Genomic DNA, 21,119 nt, shown 5'->3' with positions numbered 1-21,119 from the left:
AAGGAGCTTAGCCATGGACGCAAACAGCCAGTTTCACCTGCTGGGGAGCCGTCGTTTTCTGCCGTTCTTCTGTACACAGTTTCTCGGCGCCTTCAACGACAACGTGTTCAAGAACGCTCTGATCGTGATGATCGCTTTCCGCCTCGCTGCCAGCGAAGCCAATTTCCTGATTAATCTGGCCGCTGGCCTGTTTATCCTGCCGTTTTTCCTGTTCTCCGCGACCGCGGGACAGGTGGCAGACAAGACCGACAAAAGTACACTGATCCGGCGCATCAAACTGGCTGAAATCGGAATCGCCACCTTCGGTGTCGCCGCCCTGTTCAGCGGCAATAACTTTCTCTGCCTGGCCGTCCTGTTTTTGTTGGGCGTGCAGTCGGCATTTTTCGGGCCGGTCAAATACGCGATCCTGCCCCAGCATTTACACAAAACCGAGCTGGTCAGCGGCAATGCCCTGGTAGAAATGGGTACATTCGTTTCAATCTTGCTTGGCACTATTGTCGGCGGACTGTTGGCCGGAAAGACTGGCGAAGGTGAATCCGGCCTACTGTGGATATCTGCCATCCTGATTACCACGGCCTGCATCGGCTACCTCGCCGCACGTGCGATCCCCGGTGCCAAGGCACCGGCTCCGGATCTCAAGATAAATTACAACCCGGTATCCCAGACCTCGAGAATTCTTAAAGAAGCCGCCAAAACCCCCTCGGTGTTTTACGCCATCATCGGCATTTCCTGGTTCTGGCTACTCGGTGCCGCCTACCTGACCCAGATTCCCAGCCTGACCCGCAATGTACTCGGTGGCAGTGAATCGCTGGTAACCCTGCTGCTGTGCTGTTTCACTATCGGTGTCGCCATCGGCTCCATGTTGTGTGGGCGGCTTTCCGGTGGCCGGGTGGAATTGGGACTGGTCCCCATAGGGGCCGCTGGGCTGACCGTGTCCGGTGTCCTGCTCGCGCTTTCCACATCCAGCTATGTGCCGCCTGTGGAGATGGGAATCTCCGCCTTTTGGCACAGCGAAGGCGCGCTCAGTATTCTCGTCAACCTGACACTGATTGGCATCTTCGGTGGCTTTTATATCGTGCCGCTCTATTCGATGATGCAGGAACGTTCCGCTCCGGAAATCCGTGCGCGCATCATCGCGGTGAACAATGTGCTCAATGCTGTATTTATGGTCGTCGCCGCACTACTGGGTATTGTGTTCCTGAATATGCTTGAGGCCAGTATTCCGCAGTTCTTCCTGGTGATTGCGCTGATGAACGCCGCTGTAGCCGTCTTCGTGTTTACCAAAGTACCCGAGTTCGCCATGCGCCTGCTCATCTGGCTGCTGTCACACACCATGTACCGTGTGAAACATCAGGGGTTGGAACAGGTACCGGAAGAAGGCGCGGCCATTATTGCTTGCAACCATGTAAGTTACGTAGATGCGCTATTGCTGGCGGGCGCCGTGCGACGGCCGATCCGTTTCATCATGTACAAGCCCATTTATGAAATCCCGGTGCTGCACTTTATCTTCAAGACCAGCCGCGCCATTCCCATCTGTTCCAGGCAGAAAGATCCCGAAGGCTACGCGCGCGCGTTCGAAGAAATTGAACAGGCTTTAAAAGACGGGGATTTGCTGTGTATTTTCCCTGAGGGGCAGCTGACTCAGGACGGGGAAATGCAACCCTTTAAAGCGGGAATTGAAAAAATCCTGCAACGCACACCGGTACCGGTGATCCCAATGGCACTGCGCGGTTTATGGGGCAGTTTTTTCAGTCACAAGGACGGCCATGCATTTACCACCTGGCCAAAACGCTTCTGGTCCAGTGTCTGTGTAGTGGCCGGAAAACCACTGGAGGCGACTGCGGCAAAAGCAGAGATACTCTACGATCAGGTACTGGGCCTGCGCGGTGAGCGGCGCTGACGAGTTATCCCTAGAGGTTCTTCCCATCGATATCCGGGCGGCGGTCAAAGTAGGAGGCGTCTATCAATGTGCGGTAGACGCCTTCGATATTGAGCGGTAACCACTCCTCGTACATTTTCAAATCGCGATATTCCGGCAACGCAATCTCGGCCTGCAATGTGGCGAGGTTTTTCCCTTCGAGCATGCCGTCACGCACTGCGCCATAGAGTCCCTCCAGATAAGCCAGGTAGTGCTCAACCTCTTTGCGGCCACCAATTTCTGCATGACCACCGACAAACGTATCGAACGGTACTTCCCGCAAAACCTGACGGGTCGAACGGATCATGCCGTGGATGTCGTACCCCGGCAGATCCTGGTATGGCATACGCCCGAGCACAATCCAGTCGACCACATAAAGTACGTTGGCAGGCATAAAATGCATGCTTACCGAACCGCGGCCGTTGTTCGGCCCGTGGTATCGCAACGCCACGTGGCTGCCGCCGAGATTGACCAGCAGTTCATCGGTAAACGTGAGCTCCGGCAGGGCAGTGGGTGCCCGGGTCCATTCCAGGTCTTCCGCCGCGTACTGATGGGCAATCACCGTGACATCCGGCCCATCCAGCACATCGCCCCCCAGGGTGTGATCCACATGATTGTGGCTATAGGCCATATAGCGAATCGGTACTTCAAAGCGTTCAGCTAACGCCCGCTTGAGCCATTGGGCGGCCTCGGGTGAGATTGGGTCGGTGAGGAAAATGCCTTTGTCCGTCACCATAAACGCGGAGTGGTAGTGGCCAGCGGTAAACCGGTAAACATTGTCTTTGACCTGCGTTATTCGGTATTCGCTTTGCGCCTCAGTCATCCCTGATCCCAATAGCGTAACTAGAACCAGCCCAATTCGTTTCACCGCACTCGAAAGTTCCATCTTCTGCAATGCGCCTCCCGCGCCCTGGTTGCCGATACTTCAACACAAAATTAAGCGTAAACGTTTACTCCCGCAAACCGGCGACAATAAAAAACCCCGCGCTTTGGCGGGGCTTTTTTGTCCTGGCGATAATCAAGAAATCCTGATCAGGCGTCCAATACACTGCGAACATACTCAGCCAGCTCAGGCACCTGGCAGTATTCGAAGAAGCAGGCCTGGAAGCGCTCTCCGGAAACCGCGGTTTTCACCAGCTCAGGATCCAGCGTCTTCAGTGCTTCGAGGTAGTCCTTCGCCACTGCTTCTTTAACTTGGGTCAGGATACCCGCATTACGCACCTGGGATTCCTTGCGCTCGGGTGGGTAACCCTGTCCTTTCACGCCGGTAAAGGCTTTCTCGAACATGTAACGGATGTTCAATTCCGCGCCCCAGCCAAAACCCTTGGCAAACGGAATGGCAAGCGCATTGCCATTGTTGATCTGGGCAAACAGGTAGGCATCGGCGGGATCAATGCAATAACCGCAGAATACGCCCGGGTAGGCATTCAGGGACATCAGGGCCCCCTGGCCGGTACCACACCCACTCACCACAAAGTCCACGGCTTTCGAATTCAGCAGCAGGCTGCCCATGATGCCGAGGTGGATATAGGTGAGATAGTGGTCGTTGTCATCAGACATCCCGGTATTGAACACTTCATGGCCCTGCTCGGTGGCCACTTCCTGCAGTTCTTTCAGCACGGTGGCATTCTTGGACGCCTGGCTGAATTCATTCATCAGTGCAATTTTCATTCGTTATCTCCGTCTGATGCTGTTCGTATTCACCGCAGGCAGCTGTACAAATAACAACCGGGGTGCGGCAATGGGAATTGGTCTGTCCGGTAATTATAAACAATTGCCATATGAACTAAACCGGTCAGGCAGGTTTACAGTTTGCTATTCCTACATCGAGGCAGGAATCCCGGAACTCAGACGAAAAAAAACCGCTTTCGCGGCAAGGTTGTTCATTTCGCTAAAGTTGCTGTGAAGGTTCCGATACCGGGTATCACTTTGTGAGACCGTCTGCGGCCAGGACGGCCGCAGCCGAGCCCCCAGGGATGGGTTTACGGCGTGTCTCACAAAGCGATACCCGGTAGCGGGACCGCCTCGGCGCTGTTATTTACCCTGTGTCAGCGCAGTGGCGGGATTGAATTAATGGCGCAAGCCTTACTGCTCAGTCGATACACGTCCGAGAGTCTCTTCCATTTCCGATGCCAGGAAGGACATTACCACCCAGGCTGCCACGTTCTGCTTCAGGTTTTCCGGCTTCACCTTGTCCAGGGTGTCGTTCGGGGTGTGGTGGTAGTCGAAATAGTCGCTGCCATCCTGGAACAGGCCCATAGCGGGTACACCGCGCGCAACAAACACGCTGCTGTCCGGCCCGCCGGAAGACTTGTTGTTGCCACGCTCAATACCCAGCGGGGCCAGCAGCTGCATCATCTGGTCCGCAATGGCGAACTTGCCTTCCGGAATACGGGTATCAAAGCGCCAGATCTTGCCGGCACCGAAGTCGGACTCAGACACCATCACAATCTTGTCGAGATCGCTTGTATGCGCTTCCACGTATTGGCGGGCACCAACCAGGCCGATTTCCTCGGCACCAAACAGCACCACACGCAGGGTGCGGCGGGGGCGCTGTGGCAGTTCGGCGATCAGGCGTGCGGTTTCCATCACGATGGCCACGCCGGCACCGTCATCCAACGCACCGGTACCTTCATCCCAGCTGTCCAGGTGCGCGCCAATCAATACCACCTCTTCCGGCTTTTCTCGGCCGACTACTTCACCAATCACATTGAACGACGGGCCGTCGGCCAGGCGCTCGTTGTGTACGTTCAGTTTTACTTCCACCGGCTTGCCGCGTTCGAGCATGGCTTCCAGCAGGTTCGCATCCGGGGCGGACAGCGCCAGCGCCGGCACCGGGTTTTCCACATCGTCGATGGCCATCATACCGGTGTGGGCAAAGCGGTCGGAGTCGGTACCCACGGAACGCAGCATCAGTGCCGCCGCACCTTTTTCCGCCGCTGCGCGCATACCTTTGCTACGTCCCTGGACAGCCGGGCCGTAACCTTCGCCAGTGCGGGCACGCTCCATACGCTTGTTGATAAAGGCAATTTTGCCTTTCACTTTGCGTGCCGGGGCTTTCAGCAGTGCGTCGAGATCGGCAAACTCGACAATCTCGGCGGTCAGCCCGCCTTCCGGTGTTGCCGCACCATAGCCCAGGGAAGTCACTACCAGCGGCTGCGGGAAAGGCGCCGTTACTTCGGCGTGCGCGTGGCCGCGTGCCCAGCGCTTCACGTCGATCTGTTCGGTATACACCCGGTCGAATCCGAGGGCTTTCATTTTTTCCTGTGCCCAGGCAACCGCACGCTCGTCACCCTTGGTTCCGGCGCGACGCGGTCCCACTTCAACGGTAAGCGATTCAACCAGACTATAAGCGTCAGAGGATTCCAGAGCGCGATCGCGCAATACCTCGGCCACAGACAGGTCTTCCTGTTTCAGCGGCGCGGCCTGGGCGCTGGCGACAAGCAGCGCAGCAGCCAGTCCACCGGTCAGATTCATCAGGGGTTTTATCATGTTCTCCTCCAATACAGCGTGTTGGAATTATTCAGGTTTGGATTCGTCTTCCGGCGGCAACGCCAGGAGTTGTTCGCGCACAGCGCGCAAGCGCGACAGCCCTTTATCGGTAAACAGGTAGGGCGAGCCACCGGTGTATTCATCTTCTTCGATCTTCTGGCACTCCAGGCGCAACCGCTCCAGGGGCGGATCGTGGCGCATGGGGTAGCCGATCAGCACCCGCCACTCGTTGTCGTCCGCCTGGCCGGTGATGGCATCTTCCAGACCATGCAGGAACTGCGCCCGTTCCATTCTGAAGCGCGGCGTGCGCATGTGCATCAGACCCCAAAAAATCAGGGCGAATACGGCAAATGACAGGCATACGGTAATGACGATGGTCACGGGTTATGCCTCCAGTAATAGTTTGAGTGCCACCAGCAAGGTGGCAGCGATAATTACCGGCTTTACCAGGCCGGCTCCACGAGAGATCACGAGGTTGGAGCCTAGCCGGGCGCCGATAAACTGCGCCACCGACATACACAGGGCGAGCCCCAGTAACAGGTGCCCGCCGAGTATGAAAATCACCATCGATGTCGCGTTGGTCGCCAGAACCAGGGGCTTGGTATGCGCGGTGGCGCTACGCATGTTGTACCCGAGCAGCGCCGCAAATGCGAGCGCGTAGAAGGATCCCATTCCCGGGCCAAAGAAGCCACCATAAAAGCCGATACCGCCGCCCACCAGCAGGTTGAACCAGCCATTGGTCATGCGCGGCTTACTATCGATATCGGAGATTCTTGGTGAGAAGGCAAAGTACAGCGAAATGGCCACCAGCAGAATCGGCAGCAAGGTCTGAAGTTGTTCGCCACCGAGCCGGGTGACCGACCAGGTACCGAGGGCGGCGCCAGCGGATGCTGCCAGCAGGCCAGGCCACAGTGAGGCCAGGGACAAATGCCCTTTCTGAAAGAAATTCAGCGCGGATGAAAAGGTGCCGAATACGCTCTGGAATTTGTTGGTACCGAGCGCATCCAGCGGGGGGATGCCGGCCCAGAGCAGTGCCGGCAGGGTAATCATGCCGCCGGCACCGGCAATGGAGCTGATAAACCCCGCGGCAAAAGCCACGGTGGTCAGCACGAGATAGGTTATTGGTGTCAGGTCGCCGGCAATTTCCGTCACTATACGCCTGTAATAATTCAGGCTGCCTCGTTCAGGTCAGTCTGGTTGCTCGGGTTGCGTCCCTTGTATTTATGGAAGCGCTTCTGGATTTCACGCATGTCGGTTTCCAGGTCACCAGTGGGGTGGTATACAGAATCCACACAGATGCTCTTGGAAGGGAAGTCCCAGGCTATCAACAGCACGGGAACATTGGCGGCGTAAGCAATTCGCAGAAAGCCGTTTTTCCAACGTGCGGTTTTCTTGCGTGTGCCTTCCGGCGTGATTGCCACCCACATTTTTTCGTTTTGTTTAAACTGGCTCGCCACCTGCTTGGCCATGCCGCCGGCCGCGCCGCGGTCAGTCGGGATTCCGCCCAGCCACATAAACAGGCCTTTGAACGGGAAAAAGAACGCTTCTTTTTTCATCAGCCAGGAGGCTTTCAAACGCAACGCCATGATAAACGGCATGGCGACCACAAAATCCCAGTTGGACGTGTGCGGAGCCAGAGCCACCATCAGTTTTTTCTCTGGCGGGAACTCCCCCTGAATACGCCATCCCAGCAGTTTGACAATCATCAGCCCGAAATTTTTCGAGAACCAGTTACCTACCCGCGGCATTTCTTCCGGCAGTTGGGCAGGGATAGTCGGTTTCTTGGCAACAGTCACAGTGGCGACCTCTTATTGGTTACTACTTTTTTATCGTCGGATCAGTGTTCCCGAGTCGCGTAGAAACGGACATCCGGATAACGCTCTTCCGCCAGCTGCAGGTTGACCCGCGTCGGCGCCAGATAGGTAAGGTGCCCGGAGCCATCCATAGCCAGGTTGATGCTGGCCTTGCGCTTGAAGTTTTCCAGCTCCTTGGCGCTCTCGCTGTCTACCCAGCGCGCGGTATTCACATTCACATTTTCGTAAATGGCTTCTACCTTGTACTCGTCTTTCAGGCGATAGGCTACCACCTCGAACTGCAGCACCCCCACAGCGCCGACGATAATGTCGTTGTTATCCAGTGGGAAAAAGACCTGTGTGGAACCCTCCTCCGACAACTGCTGCAGGCCTTTTTGCAATTGCTTCAGTTTCAGTGGGTCTTTCAGGCGGATACGGCGAAACAGTTCCGGTGCAAAGTTGGGAATGCCGGTAAATTTCAGGCTCTCGCCTTCGGTGAAGGTATCCCCGATCTGGATAGTACCGTGGTTATGCAGGCCGATAATATCGCCGGCAATCGCCTCTTCCACATGGGTCCGGTCACCGGCCATAAAGGTAACCGCATCGGCAATTTTCACATCTTTGCCGATACGTACATGTTTCATTTTCATACCGCGGCTGTAGGTACCGGAACACACGCGCATAAAGGCAATGCGGTCGCGGTGCTTGGGATCCATATTTGCCTGGATCTTGAAGACAAAACCGCTGAACTTTTCTTCGCTGGGCTGTACTTCGCGTTCGTTGGTCTGACGCGACTGCGGACCCGGCGCCCACTCGACAAAACCATCGAGCATTTCACGCACGCCGAAGTTGCCGAGTGCGGTACCGAAAAATACCGGGGTCAGCTGGCCCGCACGGTATTCATCCACGTCAAACTCGTGGGTCGCGCCACGCACCAGATCAATCTCCTCGCGGATATCATCGGCTTCGTCACCCAGCAGGGCGGTGGCTTCATCCGAGTCCAACCCCTTGATCTGGATATCGTCCGGAATGGTATGGCCCTGCCCCTGCTTGAACACATGGATGGTGTCGGTATAGAGGTTGTACACACCCTTGAAATGCTGGCCGGAACCCAGCGGCCAGTTGATCGGCGCCGCCTTGATGTTCAGTACTTCCTCGATTTCATCCATCACCTCGATCGGGTCGCGGATATCGCGGTCGAGCTTGTTGATGAATGACAGGATCGGCGTGGTGCGCAGACGACAGACGTTCATCAGCTTGATGGTGCGGTCCTCCACACCCTTGGCGCCATCGATCACCATCAACGCGGAGTCCACCGCGGTCAGAACCCGGTAGGTATCTTCCGAGAAGTCTTCGTGTCCCGGGGTATCCAGCAGGTTGACCACCCGCTCTTTGTACGGGAACTGCATGACCGATGAGGTCACGGAGATACCCCGCTCCTGCTCCATGGTCATCCAGTCGGAGCGCGCGTGCGGGCCTTTCTTGCCTTTCACGGAACCCGCCAGCTGGATCAGGTTTCCGAACAGCAGCAACTTCTCGGTCACCGTGGTTTTACCGGCGTCCGGGTGGGAAATAATGGCGAAAGTACGGCGGCCATTGATGCCCGCCAGAGAAGAGGATTGGCCCATAATGCAAAAAATACGGCTGGATAAAAAACAGGCGCGCATTATACACGTCTGCTCGGTGGGAATCGCTGGAATTGGTGATTTAAGGAGCCTAGACTGCCGCACATTATGGATTTTCCCGTGTGCATACGTACGCGGACTTTAATGCTAAGGCGCGGCTGGGGATTGGCCTTTGCGAGACCTTCCGCGAGAGGGACCTCGCGGAAGAGCCCCCAGGGATGAGTTTACAGCGTGTCTCGCAAAGGCCAATCCGCAGTCGGGCCGCCACGGCACCAAGCCAAGTGTTACCGAGCCCCCTAGATATTGAGGTGAATAATGAGTCAGGATCGCCTGGAAGCCCTCCAGCAGGCACTCGAGAATCTTCAGGTACAGGGATTCCTGGTCCCCCGCTGCGATGAATACCAGAACGAGTATGTCCCCGCCGCCGACGAACGCCTCGCCTGGCTCACCGGCTTTGACGGCTCCGCCGGTCTCGCTGCCGTGGCTGGTAACCGCACGGCGCTGTTTGTAGATGGGCGCTATACCCTGCAGGCGCAACAACAAATCGGCAGCCAGCCCATCGAGCAGCAGAACCTCGCCCCGGCCGACATCGCCAACTGGCTGTGTGAAACACTGAATGATGGGGACACCCTGGGCTACGACCCGCGCCTGCACACAGAACCCGGGCTTGCGCCGCTCAAGAAGCGCCTCGACGAGTGCGGTATCCACCTGCGTGCACTGGATGAAAACCCCATCGACAGCATCTGGCGCGACCGCCCCGCCACCCCCAGTGGGGCCGCCCGCCCCCACCCCTTAACGTTCACCGGCGAGGAGTCAGCCAGCAAGCGCCAGCGCATCGCCAAACTGGTCGCCGACAAGAAGCAGGATGCCCTGTGGCTCGCCAACCCGGAAGTCTGCGCCTGGCTGTTCAATATTCGTGGCAGCGATATTCCGCATCTGCCGGTCGCCCTGTGTATGGGATTCCTTTACAGGGACGGCAGCGCCACCCTGTACCTTGCGGAAAGCGCCACCAGCGACGCTCTGCGCCAGCACCTTGGTAACTCAGTGGAATTGGTCAGTGACAAACTGGCCCTGTTCACTGCTGCCGAGCGCCAGCATGTGCAAAAGGTCTGGGCCGATCCCCAACTAAGCAACTGCTGGACCCTGCGCGAACTCAGACACCGCGACATTCAGATCCTGCACGAACGCGATCCGATCACCGGTGCCAAAGCGCGTAAAAACACCGTGGAGCTGGACGGCAGCCGCGCCGCCCACATACGCGACGGCGCCGCCCTGTGTGAATTTCTCGCCGAACTACCGGATGCGGTAACCGGGGACAACTTTGGCGAGCTGGAGGCGGTTCAATTGCTGCGCAGTAAGCGCGAGCAGCGCGAAGGCTTTACCGACGATAGCTTCGACTCCATCTCCGGCTATCGCGGCAACGGCGCGATTGTGCACTATCGTGTGACCCCCGCTTCCAGCCTGCCCATGCACGCCGAAGGGATCTATCTGATCGACTCCGGCGGCCAGTATCCGGACGGCACCACTGACGTCACTCGCACAGTGGCGCTGGGCGAATTTCCGGCGCAGGCCAAAGAACATTTCACACGGGTACTTAAAGGGCATATTGCCATCGCCACCCTGCGCTTCCCTGCTGGAACCTGCGGCGAGCAGATCGATGCCTTCGCGCGCAAATCACTATGGGATGCGGGGCTGGATTACGCCCACGGCACCGGGCATGGCGTCGGCAGCTTTCTCAGCGTGCATGAAGGGCCGCAACGTGTCGGCAAAGCCAGCACCGGTGTCGCCCTGGAGGCAGGCATGATCCTGTCCAACGAGCCCGGTTTCTACCTGACTGGTGAATACGGGATTCGCATCGAGAATCTGGTGTTTGTAAAAGAAAATGCCAGTTATCCGGGCTTTCTGGAATTTGAGGATCTCACCCTGGCGCCCATAGATCGCCAGCTGGTTGAGCCTGCACTGCTGAGCGCCACGGAGTTACAGTGGCTGAATGATTACCACGAAAAAGTCCGCGATACGCTGATGCCCCTGGTGGATGAAAAAACCAAAGCCTGGCTGGAATCAGCGACTCAGCCGATCCGGTAACGGGAACGGGAACGGGAACGGGAACGGCATACTGCCACCCCGCACCAGGGGAAGCAGTATGCTGTTGCCGTTAATCCGCGACCAGCTGATCCGGCGCCTGCAGAAACGGCAACAGGTGTGCGAGTATGCGCTCACTGACCTCAGGCTCCAGTGCGTGTCCCATTTCAGGGATGGCGACAAAGCTGGCCCCTGGAATTTTCTCCGCGGTATCCCGCCCGTGCTCGATGGGTAACAGCGGGTCTTCGCTACCATGGACCACCAGCGTCGGCGCCGTGATCGTCTGCAACAATGGCGAGCGGTCACCGCTGGCCAGGATCGCCTGGAATTGCCGCACCACACCCGGACCATAGGCGCCGCGGTTCAGCACCCGACCCGCCAGTTGTCGCGCGTAACCTTCATTGAAAAACTCCGGCGAACCGATAGTACGGGCAATCGCCACCCGGGTCGCAATATCCTCGCTCCGGCTGGCCCCCGCCTTAGCTCCGCTGGCGAGTGCGGATATGGCTTCCGGCGTCGCCTCTGGCAGTCCTGGCGCCCCGGAGCTCGACATGATGGAGGTCAGGCTCAATACCCGCCGGGGATACTCCGCAGCCAATACCTGCACAATCATGCCGCCCATCGAGGCGCCCATGATATGCGCGCGATCGATGCCTAACACATCGAGCACACCGACAGCGTCGGTGGCCATATCCTGAAGGGTATACGGCGGTTCCGGCGTGAGCCCAACCTTACTGCGCACCAGCGCCCACCATACTGGTGGCGCGGACAGCTGGTAAAACTTCTGCGACAGCCCCGCGTCGCGGTTGTCGAGCAGTACCACGCGATAACCCGCATCGAGCAACCCGCTCACCAGGGTATCTCCCCAATGCAACATCTGCGCGCCCAGCCCCATCACCAGCAAAACCGGCTCCGCACCTTCAGGGCCCATATCCTGATAAGCGATAGCTGTTTCGTTGATGGTCGCAAAGTGGATCGGGTAGCGATCAAATGGGCTTTGCTCCCCCTGTTCCGCCCAGGCCGGCAGACAAATAAATACCAGCGCAATCCACAGCACGCGCATAAAGATCGAATTCATCGAGACACCTCCTGACCTTGTGTCACAGCATCTTCGCCGCCAGTCTGCTCGGCGATATATTTTTTCAGCCACCCGTATGCGACCGCGCCCAGCACGAGGTTGGAAATCACCGTGGCCATAAACAACCCCTGAATGCCCCAGAATTTATTCCCCAGCCACGCCAGAGGTAAATACAAACCGAGTACCCGCAGGAAAGAAATGAGCGTGCCGGGCAATGGATGGCCCAGCCCATTAAATGCCGCATTGGCAGACATCACAAAGCCATACCCGGCATAGCTGAATGGCACCAGACTCAGGTAGGCCACCGCTACAGCCAGCACCTGTGGAGAATCACTGAACAGTGATGCCACCGGACCGCCAATAAAGAACAGGACCAATGCCAGCCCCACACCAAAGGTCACACAAAAACGGGCGAGGATAGACAAGGTCTCCGCCAGGCGACCATGCAGGCCCGCTCCGGCATTTTGCCCCAGAAATGGCCCGACTACGGCCGACAGCGCGTAAAACACGATCAGCGCGACAGGTTCTATACGCATCGCCACACCAAGTCCCGCAACTGCATCAGCCCCATGCACGGCCACAAGCGCCACCACTACACCGCCGGACATCGGGATAATCACGTTCGTTGCCATCGCTGGCAGCCCTACCGCCAGCATGTTGCGCCAGGAATCCCGCACGACCGACCACTGCCAAACCGGCGCCGCCAGGATCTGCTCCTTGCGGGCTAGAAAGTAAAATGCCAGGCAAAAACTGATGGCCCGTGCGGTGACTGTCGCCAGCGCGGCACCTTGCAGTTCAAGGCGCGGAAAGCCGAGCAAGCCGAAGATCAGGATCGGGTCGATGACCAGATTCAGCAGGGCGACGCCAATCATGATACGCCCGGTGAGCGCGCTGTTTCCGATGGCCCTTAATGCTGACAGGGCCACAGTAGGCACCACGGCAAAGATCGCCCCAAGGTACCAGGTCGCCATGTAATCCCGGATGAGCGGTAGCAGGCTGTCCTGTGCCCCCAGCATCCTGAACAGCGGATCTATGGTCGACATCCCTATCACGCTAACGGCGATGGCGATGACCAGCGCAAGCAAAGTTGCATCCGTTACCAACCGTTTGACCCGGGACATATCTCCGGCGCCGTATGCCCGCGCGACGGCGGATGACGTACCGGCTCCCAGGCCAATGGCGAGCGCGTTGACCACCATGACGACAGGAAAGGTAAAACTCATCGCCGCCAGTGGCGCATCCCCAAGCTGGGCAACGAAATAGGTATCCACCACATTGAATGACATGGTGGCGAGGATGCCCCAGACCATCGGCAGGGCGAGACGCTGCAAATGGCCGGCTACAGATCCATCCAGGAGTGAAGGCGTTTTGTGTTTTGATGCCATGAAGAGAAACGAACTATATAAATCGGGAAGTGGGGAGTAACAGATGCGCGTGGCCTAAAGTACCAGACTCATCAGCAGCGCGTCTTCACGGGTACCGTCGGCTTTGGGGTAGTAATTCTTGCGGCGTCCATCCTCTGAAAACCCTAACTTGTGATAAAGCCCGCGTGCCGCGCGGTTGGATGCGCGTACTTCCAGGATCATGCGCGCGGTATCTTCCGGTAATTGCGCAATGATCCGCTGCAACAGACTTTCGCCAACCCCTTTGCGCCGCCACTCGGGGGCAACGGCCACATCCAGGATTTCCACCTCGTCGAACAGGCGACTGGCGACACAACAAGCCGCTATACCCCCGGATTCGGTCCGCAACAACCAGCAGTCGTGCCCCGAAGCCATGCTGTCTCGATACTGGGTAGCTTTCCACGGGTGGCTGTGAGCGCTGCGCGCGAGTTCTGCGAGAGCCGCACTGTCGGTTTCCGAGCCTTTGCAGAAGCGCAGCCCGGCAACCGGGTCAGGATTAGAGTGAGGGACATTCACAGGGGTCAACTTCCGTGTTCGGCGGATGCGGTTAAGTACAGCAGCCTTCAGCGCCGGGTCTGTTCTGGGTACAGCTTGCGCAACAGTTGCCAGAGCGGTCGCTTGCGCTGGGGATCGGTGAGCAGCTCGGTAAGACTCGGCATGGCGATCACCTGAATACCCTGCCATTCATTGACCGTCTCGGCCATTGGCACCGGTGCGCAGAATTCCTGCGCCTGCTGCCCCATCAACCAGATGGACTTCACCGGCTTGCGACCGCAAGCGGCTTCCAGCCAGCTGCTACAGGTTTCACGGGCATCACTGGCTCCGGCGGCCGCAGCAAAAGGGTTCTCCGCAAGTGGCCACTTCAGCTTATCGCGTTCCGTCGCCAGCTGGTGCCAGTCCAGCGCGCGGATAATATTCCCAAACAGGCTTTCGACAGGCAGCGCGGTACCCGGCTCGCGGCTGTCGACGGCCAGGAGCTCTTCCCCCAGCCACCAGCAGTTGAGCACAAACGGATGAACCGTTTTTTCTGGCGCCGCCACGGCAGCCGGTTTGGACGGCGTTGGCGCTATCTTCGCCTCCGCGGTGATACTGCCAATCACCCGGCTGACTTCCGGTGCCGGCGCAGGTTCGGCAGGTGCAACAGGGAACTGCGCCTGGGCAGTTGAGGAAACGGTTTCGGGAACAGCGGCGTCAGCGCCAACTGCAGCCATCAGTGTCGCAGGCGCCGTCGGCGCCTCAGGTACATCGGCCTGCGCCGGCGGCAACAGCGCCTGCACTGGCTCTGGCGCCAGCGGCAGGCAGTACCTGGGCATATAGCTGGTCACCCCGAGTGCGGTGAGGTATTCCGTCCGCTGCAGTTCGTTCACATCTGTCCCCGTCAGGACCAAAGGGCGTTATACGCCCCCGGGTTTGTTGGCTTTACTGGCCAGCAAGTTTAAAGCATCCAGATACGCTTTTGCGGATGCGACGAGAATATCTGTGTCTGCACCCACACCATTGACCAATCGTCCGTCACGCTCCAGGCGCACAGTCACGCTACCCTGGGAATCTGTGCCCTGGGTTACCGCATTAACGGAATAGAGTTTCAAGTCGGCCTTACTCTTCGCAACGGATTCAATCGCCTTGAACGTAGCGTCGACCGGACCACTGCCCTCTGCACTGCAAACGGTTGCCTCACCGTCAATCGAAAGCTCCAGCTGTGCGTAAGGGCTACTGCCGCTTTTGCTGCGGACCTCCAGGTCTTTCAGCTGATAATGCTCCACCGGGTCTGACGCACCGGAAATCAGGGACTGCAGATCTTCGTCGAAAATCTCGTGCTTCTTGTCCGCCAGGTCTTTGAAACGCTGGAACAATACATTGAACTCAGCCGGATCAGAAAAGGTTACACCCAACTCTTCATAGCGGGCTTTCACCGCAGCACGCCCGGAATGTTTGCCCAGCACCAGGCGGTTGTTGCCCCAGCCCACATCTTCGGCGCGCATGATTTCGTAGGTTTCACGGTGTTTCAGCACGCCATCCTGATGGATACCGGACTCGTGGGCGAAGGCATTGGCACCGACGATAGCCTTGTTCGGCTGCACCGGGAAGCCGGTAATCGACGAAACCAAACGTGAGGTCGGTACGATATGCGACGCATCAATACGGGTTTCTACCGGGTACAAATCCTGGCGGGTGCGCACCGCCATAACGATTTCCTCCAGAGCGGCGTTACCGGCGCGCTCACCGAGACCGTTAATGGTGCACTCAACCTGCCGCACACCATTCATAACCGCGGACAACGAGTTCGCTACCGCCAGACCGAGGTCGTTGTGGCAGTGCGTAGAGAAAATAGCCAGATCAGAATTGGGCACATTTTCAATGACCCGCTTGAACATGGCACCGTACTCGGCGGGCTCACCATAGCCAACGGTGTCTGGAATATTGATGGTACCGGCGCCGGCCTTGATCACCGCCTCGATGATACGGTACATGAATTCCGGCTCGGAGCGGCTGCCGTCCTCAAGGGAAAATTCCACATCATCGGTAAACTGGCGTGCAGTTTTCACCGCTTCCACTGCCTGGCGCAGCACATCTTCCGGCTCCATCTGCAACTTGTACTTCATGTGAATCGGTGACGTTGCAATAAAGGTATGGATGCGGGAGGCATTGGCGTTTTTCAGGGCCTCACCAGCGCGGATGATATCCGGGCCCACTGCTCGGGCGAGGCTACATACGCGGGAATCCTTGATGGTTTCCGCCACTGCCTTCACAGCTTCAAAATCACCCTGGCTGGCAATAGCGAATCCCGCTTCAATCACATCCACCCGCATACGCTCCAGCATGCTGGCAATACGGAGTTTTTCTTCCTTGGTCATCGATGCGCCGGGGCTCTGCTCCCCATCGCGCAACGTGGTATCGAAAATGACTAATTTATCTTTATTGGTATTCATCGGGACTTTTCTCCTAGTCTGACCCGAGGCTAAACAGCGCTCACGTCACTGTCTATGCACAGCGCAAATTTGGTATGGAATTCTGTTGGAAAGTGCGGGAATAAAATTATATGCCGCAGTGCGGCAGTCGTAGCAGGCGTGCTAGTAGGTGGGCAGCAGGAAAGGAGGAGCAATGAGGCTCTGTGGAACTCATGGACGAGTTCGTAGGGATATCCAAAAACGGTCCGGTGACTACCGGATACCGGGCTTGCACTATCGGGATAGTGACGGACATATCTGCTGCTTCAAATTTGGGTTGATGACACTAACGCGCACGCCGCGCGATCACTTGTTCAGACTATACGCCGCCACAGCGCCAGAAATCAACAACCATCCTATTTTAAGCAGAAAATCATAAGCAATACGCAAATATTATCCGGAAAGCCGGGCAAAGGAGGAAGGTTCATCCTTAATCACTCCCTGTTCTTAAGCACATCCAACAGCTCCCACAACTCGCGGTGCAGTGCCGAGAGACGCTCGGGTGCAACCGCCAGACCACTCATTGCCTCGTCGCGCCACGCCGAAACTTTGCTCTGTAACTTGCAGCCACTTTGCGTCAGAGATACCAGCGTGACCCGCTCATCCTGCGCCCCACGCCGGCGGCTGATCAGTGCCAGCTTTTCCATCCGTTTCAAAAGCGGCGTCAGAGTACCGGAGTCCAGCATCAACCGTTCACCCAATGCACTTACCGTCCAGTGCTCGGCAGGCTCACCCTCTTTCTCCCACTGCCATAAAAGAAGCAGGACAAGGTACTGGGGATAAGTGATCCCAAACTCACGCAACATGGGTTGGTAAGCCCGAATCATTGCCCGGGATGATGCATACAGCGCAAAGCACAGCTGGCGATCCAGATCCATGCTCGCGCTATCGGAAGTCTTTCCCATCAGAGCAGTTTCTCGATGTCTGCCGCCAGGGATTCAGGTTTGTCTTTCGGCGCGTAGCGATTCACTACCGCTCCGTCACGGTTGACCAGAAACTTGGTGAAGTTCCATTTAATGGCCTGCGTACCCAAAATACCGGGCGCTTCTTTCTTCAAGTGATTAAACAACGGGTGGGCCTGATCTCCGTTCACATCCAGCTTGGCCAGAACCGGGAAACTGACCCCGTAGTTCAACTCACAGAATTCCTGGATTTCGCTGTCATTGCCTGGCTCCTGTTGACCAAACTGGTTGCAGGGAAACCCGAGAATAACCAGACCACGGTCTTTGTACTTCTGATGCAACGCTTCCAGCCCCTGATACTGCGGTGTAAAGCCACACTTGCTGGCCGTATTCACAATCAACAGCACCTTGCCTTTGTACGCATCGAGTGATGTGTCTTTACCTTCGCTGGTCTTAAAGGGAATGGTATACAGATCCGTCATTATGGCTTCTCCTCACATTAATTTTGCACAACTATATTGTACACAACCTAAATTGCAACCTTTTAAAGTGCCAGTACATCTCCCTCCACTCCAGAGCTTGTTGTTAGAATCATTATCAATAGTATTACGCTCTTAACCACCAAGCCTTTTGGATATCATCAATGCGTTATTTATTTCAGTTAATGTCGTCCCTGCTGATCGCTGGTAGCCTGATATCCAGCTCGCTAGCGGCTCCCGCTGATCCACAGGAGCTTCGCCAGCTGATGCAGATGGCGGAATACATCGGCGTCGACTATTCCGAGGCCGTAGCAAACGGTGAAGTGATCAATGCCGACGAATATGCCGAGATGCAGGAATTTTCACAGCTGCTGTTCGAGCGAGGGGCACAGTTGTCCGCGTCAGAAAAAGCGACGGCGATCCAGCAACAGACAAGGGCGCTCAAGCGAGCCATCGATAGTAAGGCAAGTCTCAGTGAGGTCCGTAAACATACCTCCGCACTGCGTCATAGCCTGCTGGCAATCTCCCCCGAGCTATCCGTTCCCTCGCAGCTTCTCCCACAAGAAGAAACGGCAGCCCTCTATCAACAGAACTGTGTCACTTGCCACGGCGTAGAGGGCAAAGGCGATGGTGTCGTTGCCGGGCAACTGGAACCTGCACCCACGAATTTCTACGACCGCGAACGCGCAGACAATCGGTCAGTGCTCGGTCTGTATGACGCCATCAGCAATGGTATCGACGGCACCGCCATGACCGCCTTCCAGTCTCTGGATGACCAGCAGCGTTGGTCCCTGGCTTTTTACGTCGGCGGCAAGGCCTTTGCCGGTGCGGACACCCACGCTAAGCCCGAAGACCTCACTCTGACCCACCTGATCCAATACAGCCCCAACGCGCTGCGCAGTTCCAGGCCGGAAATCAGCGAAGCACAAATCGCCGCACTGCGTGCAAACCCGGATCTCCTGTTTACCGCACCGGAAAGCAGCGCTTCAGCGATAGACACGGCTCGTACCCAGCTTATTTCTGCACTCAATGCATTCCAGGAAGGCAATTACGACGAAGCACGAACCCGGGCAATTAGCGCCTACCTGGACGGCTTCGAACTTGCCGAGAGCAGCCTGGATTCACGCGACCGATCCCTTCGCCTGGCGATCGAACGGGATCTACTGGCCCTGCGTACCCAGCTTAACAACAGCAGTAACCCCGAAGAGGTAACAAAGAACGTAAATGCATTACTCACACAGTTGCAGCAGGCAAAAGAGTTAATCGAAGGTTCCAGTCTTTCCAGCGGTGCGCTGTTCCTTGCCAGTCTTATTATCCTGCTACGGGAGGGGCTCGAAGCACTGCTGGTCGTGATTGCACTGGGAACTGTGCTGGTAAAAACTCAACGTCACGACGCCATTAAGTATCTGCACTTCGGCTGGATCTCGGCTTTTGTCGCAGGCTTCGTAACCTGGTTCATTGCACAGAACCTGATAACCATCAGTGGTGCCAGCCGGGAGGTGATGGAAGGCACCGCGGCTCTTGTCGCGGCTGCAGTGCTTTTCTATGTCGGTTTCTGGATGCACAGCAAAACCCAGGCTCACGAATGGCAGCGTTATATTCACGACAATATCAACAAGCACCTGAGTGCCGGTACGCTCTGGGGTATCGCTGGTCTCTCATTTATCGCCGTGTACCGGGAAATATTCGAAACCATCTTGTTCTATCAATCACTGCTCAGCCAGACCGCAGAAGGTCAAACAGGCTCCCTGTGGGCCGGCCTGGCCGCCGGCGCCGTATTGCTGGCCTTTATTGGCTGGTTCATGGTTCGCTTCTCAACCCGACTCCCTATCGGCAAATTCTTCTCGGCAACAACATTCATCATGCTGGCGCTATCCTTTGTCCTTGCCGGTAAAGCGATCGCCGCACTGCAGGAAGCCGCACTTATTCCGATGAATCACCTTCCGCTGAATCTTACTTTTGAGTGGCTTGGTATCTACCCCACTTGGCAAGGTATCGCCATTCAGGGGCTGGTTCTCATTGCAGCCCTGTATTTAATGCTCAAGGAGTACGGAGGGTCAGGCACGCCCGCTCAGACCTGACATGCCGGTTGATAAACTCCACCATCAAATACCCCGCTATGCGGGGTATTTTTTTGCCATTAACTTTTATGAATTGATTTAACTGACCTTTTCACAGTTATGCACAACCGGTTTACTCACAGAATCACTGGATAGGTCTGTGGATAACCATCCCTGATCGACTGCGAGCGGCATGGTTACTGGCGTCACAAAAATGTATAAAAAAACGCCAATAAATTTTGATGGATCCGCGCCTCAGACACCTCCTCAAGCGACTAACAATTCACTTCCAAGTATTCCTCTCGGCAGGCTTTTGCTTGTTGTTGATAAGGGCGTCGGCGGGAAGTGAGATGGCACACATTCTCGCTGCGTTATCCGGGTGATCTACCTGAAGTTGCTTTTCTACAGGTTATACGTTCCCAGGAATGCACATTAATAAAGCTGACCGACTCTGGATTTATACACAGAGTGATTACTCACAGAAACACTGGACAGAGCTGGGGATAAGTACGGGATATTTGTGCTGAATGGCGTGGTAGCTGGGGCTGGGGAAACGGCTAAAAAAGCGTCTGCCTTACTTTACCCATTAATTGTGACGAAGAGATTAGTCGTCGGGCTTAGTGTGCCGGATCTGGATTGATGTGTAGGAGCCTGCTTGCAGGCGAGCACTCTGGCTAGCTAGGTGATCGAATGTTTGTGAGTGTGAATAAGTAACTTGGACGTTTTGTTGTGGGTGGGGTTGTGGATAGTGTTTGGGGGGAGAAAGCTAAATATAGCCAAATAGAGCGCACTTTCGCTTGTTCGATCAGGCCTGGTGCTATGCGGCAAGAACGATGACCTACAGTGGGTGGCGAGCCGTGCTCGCCATCGCGTTGCGACGCCTGCGGCGCCCTAACCTTTGCACCTGCGGTGCATGGGTTTTCACATGGCAGCGCTGTTGCGCTGCAAGGTAGTGGCAGTAACTCACCGTATCCCAAATAAAAAAAAGGCCACCCGTTTGGGTGGCCTTTTCTTTTATTTAGATGCCTGACGATGACCTACTCTCACATGGGGAAGCCCCACACTACCATCGGCGATGTTGCGTTTCACTTCTGAGTTCGGCAAGGGATCAGGTGGTTCCACAACTCTATTGTCGTCAGGCAAACTGGCTTGGGTTGGTGTTGGTCTTATGAGCGTTGCTCGGCCGTACCTGTTATCGCTGTTTGCCTCGGTCACTCTGATGACCGGCGATAACCCCAAATAAATCGGTAAAACAATCTGTAGTAATACACCGCAAGTTTTGCGCGTCTCTCGATGGGACACAATCCCAATCGTTAGTAACCATCTCTGTTGTATGGTC

General features: G+C 56.5%; 17 protein-coding genes and 1 rRNA gene. 3 read left to right on the top strand and 15 right to left on the bottom strand.

Features of this window, described 5'->3' with window-relative positions; genetic code table 11:
• Nucleotides 1-13: 13 nt before the first annotated feature.
• Complete coding sequence (locus LC093_RS17240; protein ID WP_226667784.1) at nucleotides 14-1,900, top strand: MFS transporter; 1,887 nt, start codon at nucleotides 14-16, stop codon at nucleotides 1,898-1,900.
• Between the two features lie 10 nt (nucleotides 1,901-1,910).
• On the opposite strand, the gene LC093_RS17235 is transcribed toward LC093_RS17240, so the two are convergent.
• The 7 genes from LC093_RS17235 to LC093_RS17205 all read right to left on the bottom strand — a co-directional run bounded on the left by LC093_RS17235 (nucleotide 1,911) and on the right by LC093_RS17205 (nucleotide 8,831).
• Entirely contained in the window at nucleotides 1,911-2,741 is an 831-nt protein-coding gene (locus LC093_RS17235) for an MBL fold metallo-hydrolase (protein WP_226667782.1), read from the bottom strand.
• 209 nt (nucleotides 2,742-2,950) lie between these two features.
• Nucleotides 2,951-3,589 (bottom strand): RpiB/LacA/LacB family sugar-phosphate isomerase, encoded by a 639-nt coding sequence (locus tag LC093_RS17230; protein WP_226667779.1) that lies wholly within the window; start codon nucleotides 3,587-3,589, stop codon nucleotides 2,951-2,953.
• A 414-nt stretch (nucleotides 3,590-4,003) separates the two neighbouring features.
• Complete coding sequence (locus tag LC093_RS17225) at nucleotides 4,004-5,410, bottom strand: M20/M25/M40 family metallo-hydrolase (protein ID WP_226667777.1); 1,407 nt, start codon at nucleotides 5,408-5,410, stop codon at nucleotides 4,004-4,006.
• 27 nt (nucleotides 5,411-5,437) lie between these two features.
• On the bottom strand, nucleotides 5,438-5,791 hold the full coding sequence (locus LC093_RS17220; RefSeq protein WP_226667775.1) for a hypothetical protein: 354 nt from the start codon (nucleotides 5,789-5,791) through the stop codon (nucleotides 5,438-5,440).
• Nucleotides 5,792-5,794: 3 nt separating this feature from the next.
• A complete protein-coding gene (locus LC093_RS17215) occupies nucleotides 5,795-6,562 on the bottom strand; it encodes a TSUP family transporter (RefSeq protein ID WP_226667774.1) in 768 nt (255 codons plus the stop codon).
• Nucleotides 6,563-6,579: 17 nt separating this feature from the next.
• The gene (locus tag LC093_RS17210; protein WP_226667772.1) at nucleotides 6,580-7,206 is read right to left on the bottom strand and encodes a 1-acyl-sn-glycerol-3-phosphate acyltransferase; all 627 of its coding nucleotides are present in this window, start codon (nucleotides 7,204-7,206) and stop codon (nucleotides 6,580-6,582) included.
• Between the two features lie 41 nt (nucleotides 7,207-7,247).
• Nucleotides 7,248-8,831, bottom strand: a complete 1,584-nt coding sequence (locus tag LC093_RS17205) for a peptide chain release factor 3 (RefSeq protein ID WP_226667771.1) — start codon at nucleotides 8,829-8,831, stop codon at nucleotides 7,248-7,250.
• A 312-nt stretch (nucleotides 8,832-9,143) separates the two neighbouring features.
• Between LC093_RS17205 and LC093_RS17200 the strand changes: the two genes are divergently transcribed.
• Nucleotides 9,144-10,913 (top strand): aminopeptidase P family protein, encoded by a 1,770-nt coding sequence (locus tag LC093_RS17200; protein WP_226667768.1) that lies wholly within the window; start codon nucleotides 9,144-9,146, stop codon nucleotides 10,911-10,913.
• Between the two features lie 70 nt (nucleotides 10,914-10,983).
• Here the strand turns inward: LC093_RS17200 and LC093_RS17195 are convergent, their stop codons facing one another.
• From LC093_RS17195 to LC093_RS17165, 7 genes are all read right to left on the bottom strand, one after another.
• The gene (locus LC093_RS17195; protein WP_226667766.1) at nucleotides 10,984-11,988 is read right to left on the bottom strand and encodes an alpha/beta fold hydrolase; all 1,005 of its coding nucleotides are present in this window, start codon (nucleotides 11,986-11,988) and stop codon (nucleotides 10,984-10,986) included.
• A complete protein-coding gene (locus LC093_RS17190) occupies nucleotides 11,985-13,373 on the bottom strand; it encodes an MATE family efflux transporter (protein WP_226667764.1) in 1,389 nt (462 codons plus the stop codon). The genes LC093_RS17195 and LC093_RS17190 overlap by 4 nt, the downstream gene beginning before the upstream one ends.
• A 54-nt stretch (nucleotides 13,374-13,427) precedes the next feature.
• On the bottom strand, nucleotides 13,428-13,907 hold the full coding sequence (gene rimI / locus LC093_RS17185; protein ID WP_226667762.1) for a ribosomal protein S18-alanine N-acetyltransferase: 480 nt from the start codon (nucleotides 13,905-13,907) through the stop codon (nucleotides 13,428-13,430).
• A 47-nt stretch (nucleotides 13,908-13,954) separates the two neighbouring features.
• On the bottom strand, nucleotides 13,955-14,758 hold the full coding sequence (locus tag LC093_RS17180; protein ID WP_226667760.1) for a hypothetical protein: 804 nt from the start codon (nucleotides 14,756-14,758) through the stop codon (nucleotides 13,955-13,957).
• Nucleotides 14,759-14,785: 27 nt separating this feature from the next.
• Complete coding sequence (locus tag LC093_RS17175) at nucleotides 14,786-16,321, bottom strand: 2-isopropylmalate synthase (RefSeq protein ID WP_226667757.1); 1,536 nt, start codon at nucleotides 16,319-16,321, stop codon at nucleotides 14,786-14,788.
• Between the two features lie 452 nt (nucleotides 16,322-16,773).
• Nucleotides 16,774-17,244: a MarR family winged helix-turn-helix transcriptional regulator gene (locus LC093_RS17170; protein ID WP_226667755.1), complete on the bottom strand. Its 471-nt coding sequence runs from the start codon at nucleotides 17,242-17,244 to the stop codon at nucleotides 16,774-16,776.
• Nucleotides 17,244-17,723 (bottom strand): glutathione peroxidase, encoded by a 480-nt coding sequence (locus LC093_RS17165; RefSeq protein ID WP_226667753.1) that lies wholly within the window; start codon nucleotides 17,721-17,723, stop codon nucleotides 17,244-17,246. Before LC093_RS17165 ends, LC093_RS17170 begins: the two co-directional genes overlap by 1 nt.
• A gap of 161 nt (nucleotides 17,724-17,884) precedes the next feature.
• Between LC093_RS17165 and LC093_RS17160 the strand changes: the two genes are divergently transcribed.
• Nucleotides 17,885-19,801 carry a cytochrome c/FTR1 family iron permease gene (locus LC093_RS17160; protein ID WP_226667750.1) on the top strand — a complete coding sequence of 639 codons (1,917 nt, stop codon included), beginning with the start codon at nucleotides 17,885-17,887 and terminating at the stop codon, nucleotides 19,799-19,801.
• 1,003 nt (nucleotides 19,802-20,804) lie between these two features.
• Here LC093_RS17160 and rrf read toward each other — a convergent pair.
• A 5S ribosomal RNA gene (gene rrf / locus LC093_RS17155) occupies nucleotides 20,805-20,920 on the bottom strand.
• Between the last annotated feature and the right edge of the window lie 199 nt (nucleotides 20,921-21,119).

This window comes from Microbulbifer aggregans, assembly GCF_020524005.1.
GTDB classification, from domain to species: Bacteria; Pseudomonadota; Gammaproteobacteria; order Pseudomonadales; family Cellvibrionaceae; genus Microbulbifer; species Microbulbifer aggregans_A.
The sequence above is the reverse complement of the archived record's forward strand: the minus strand, read 5'-3'. Positions and strand labels throughout refer to the sequence as shown.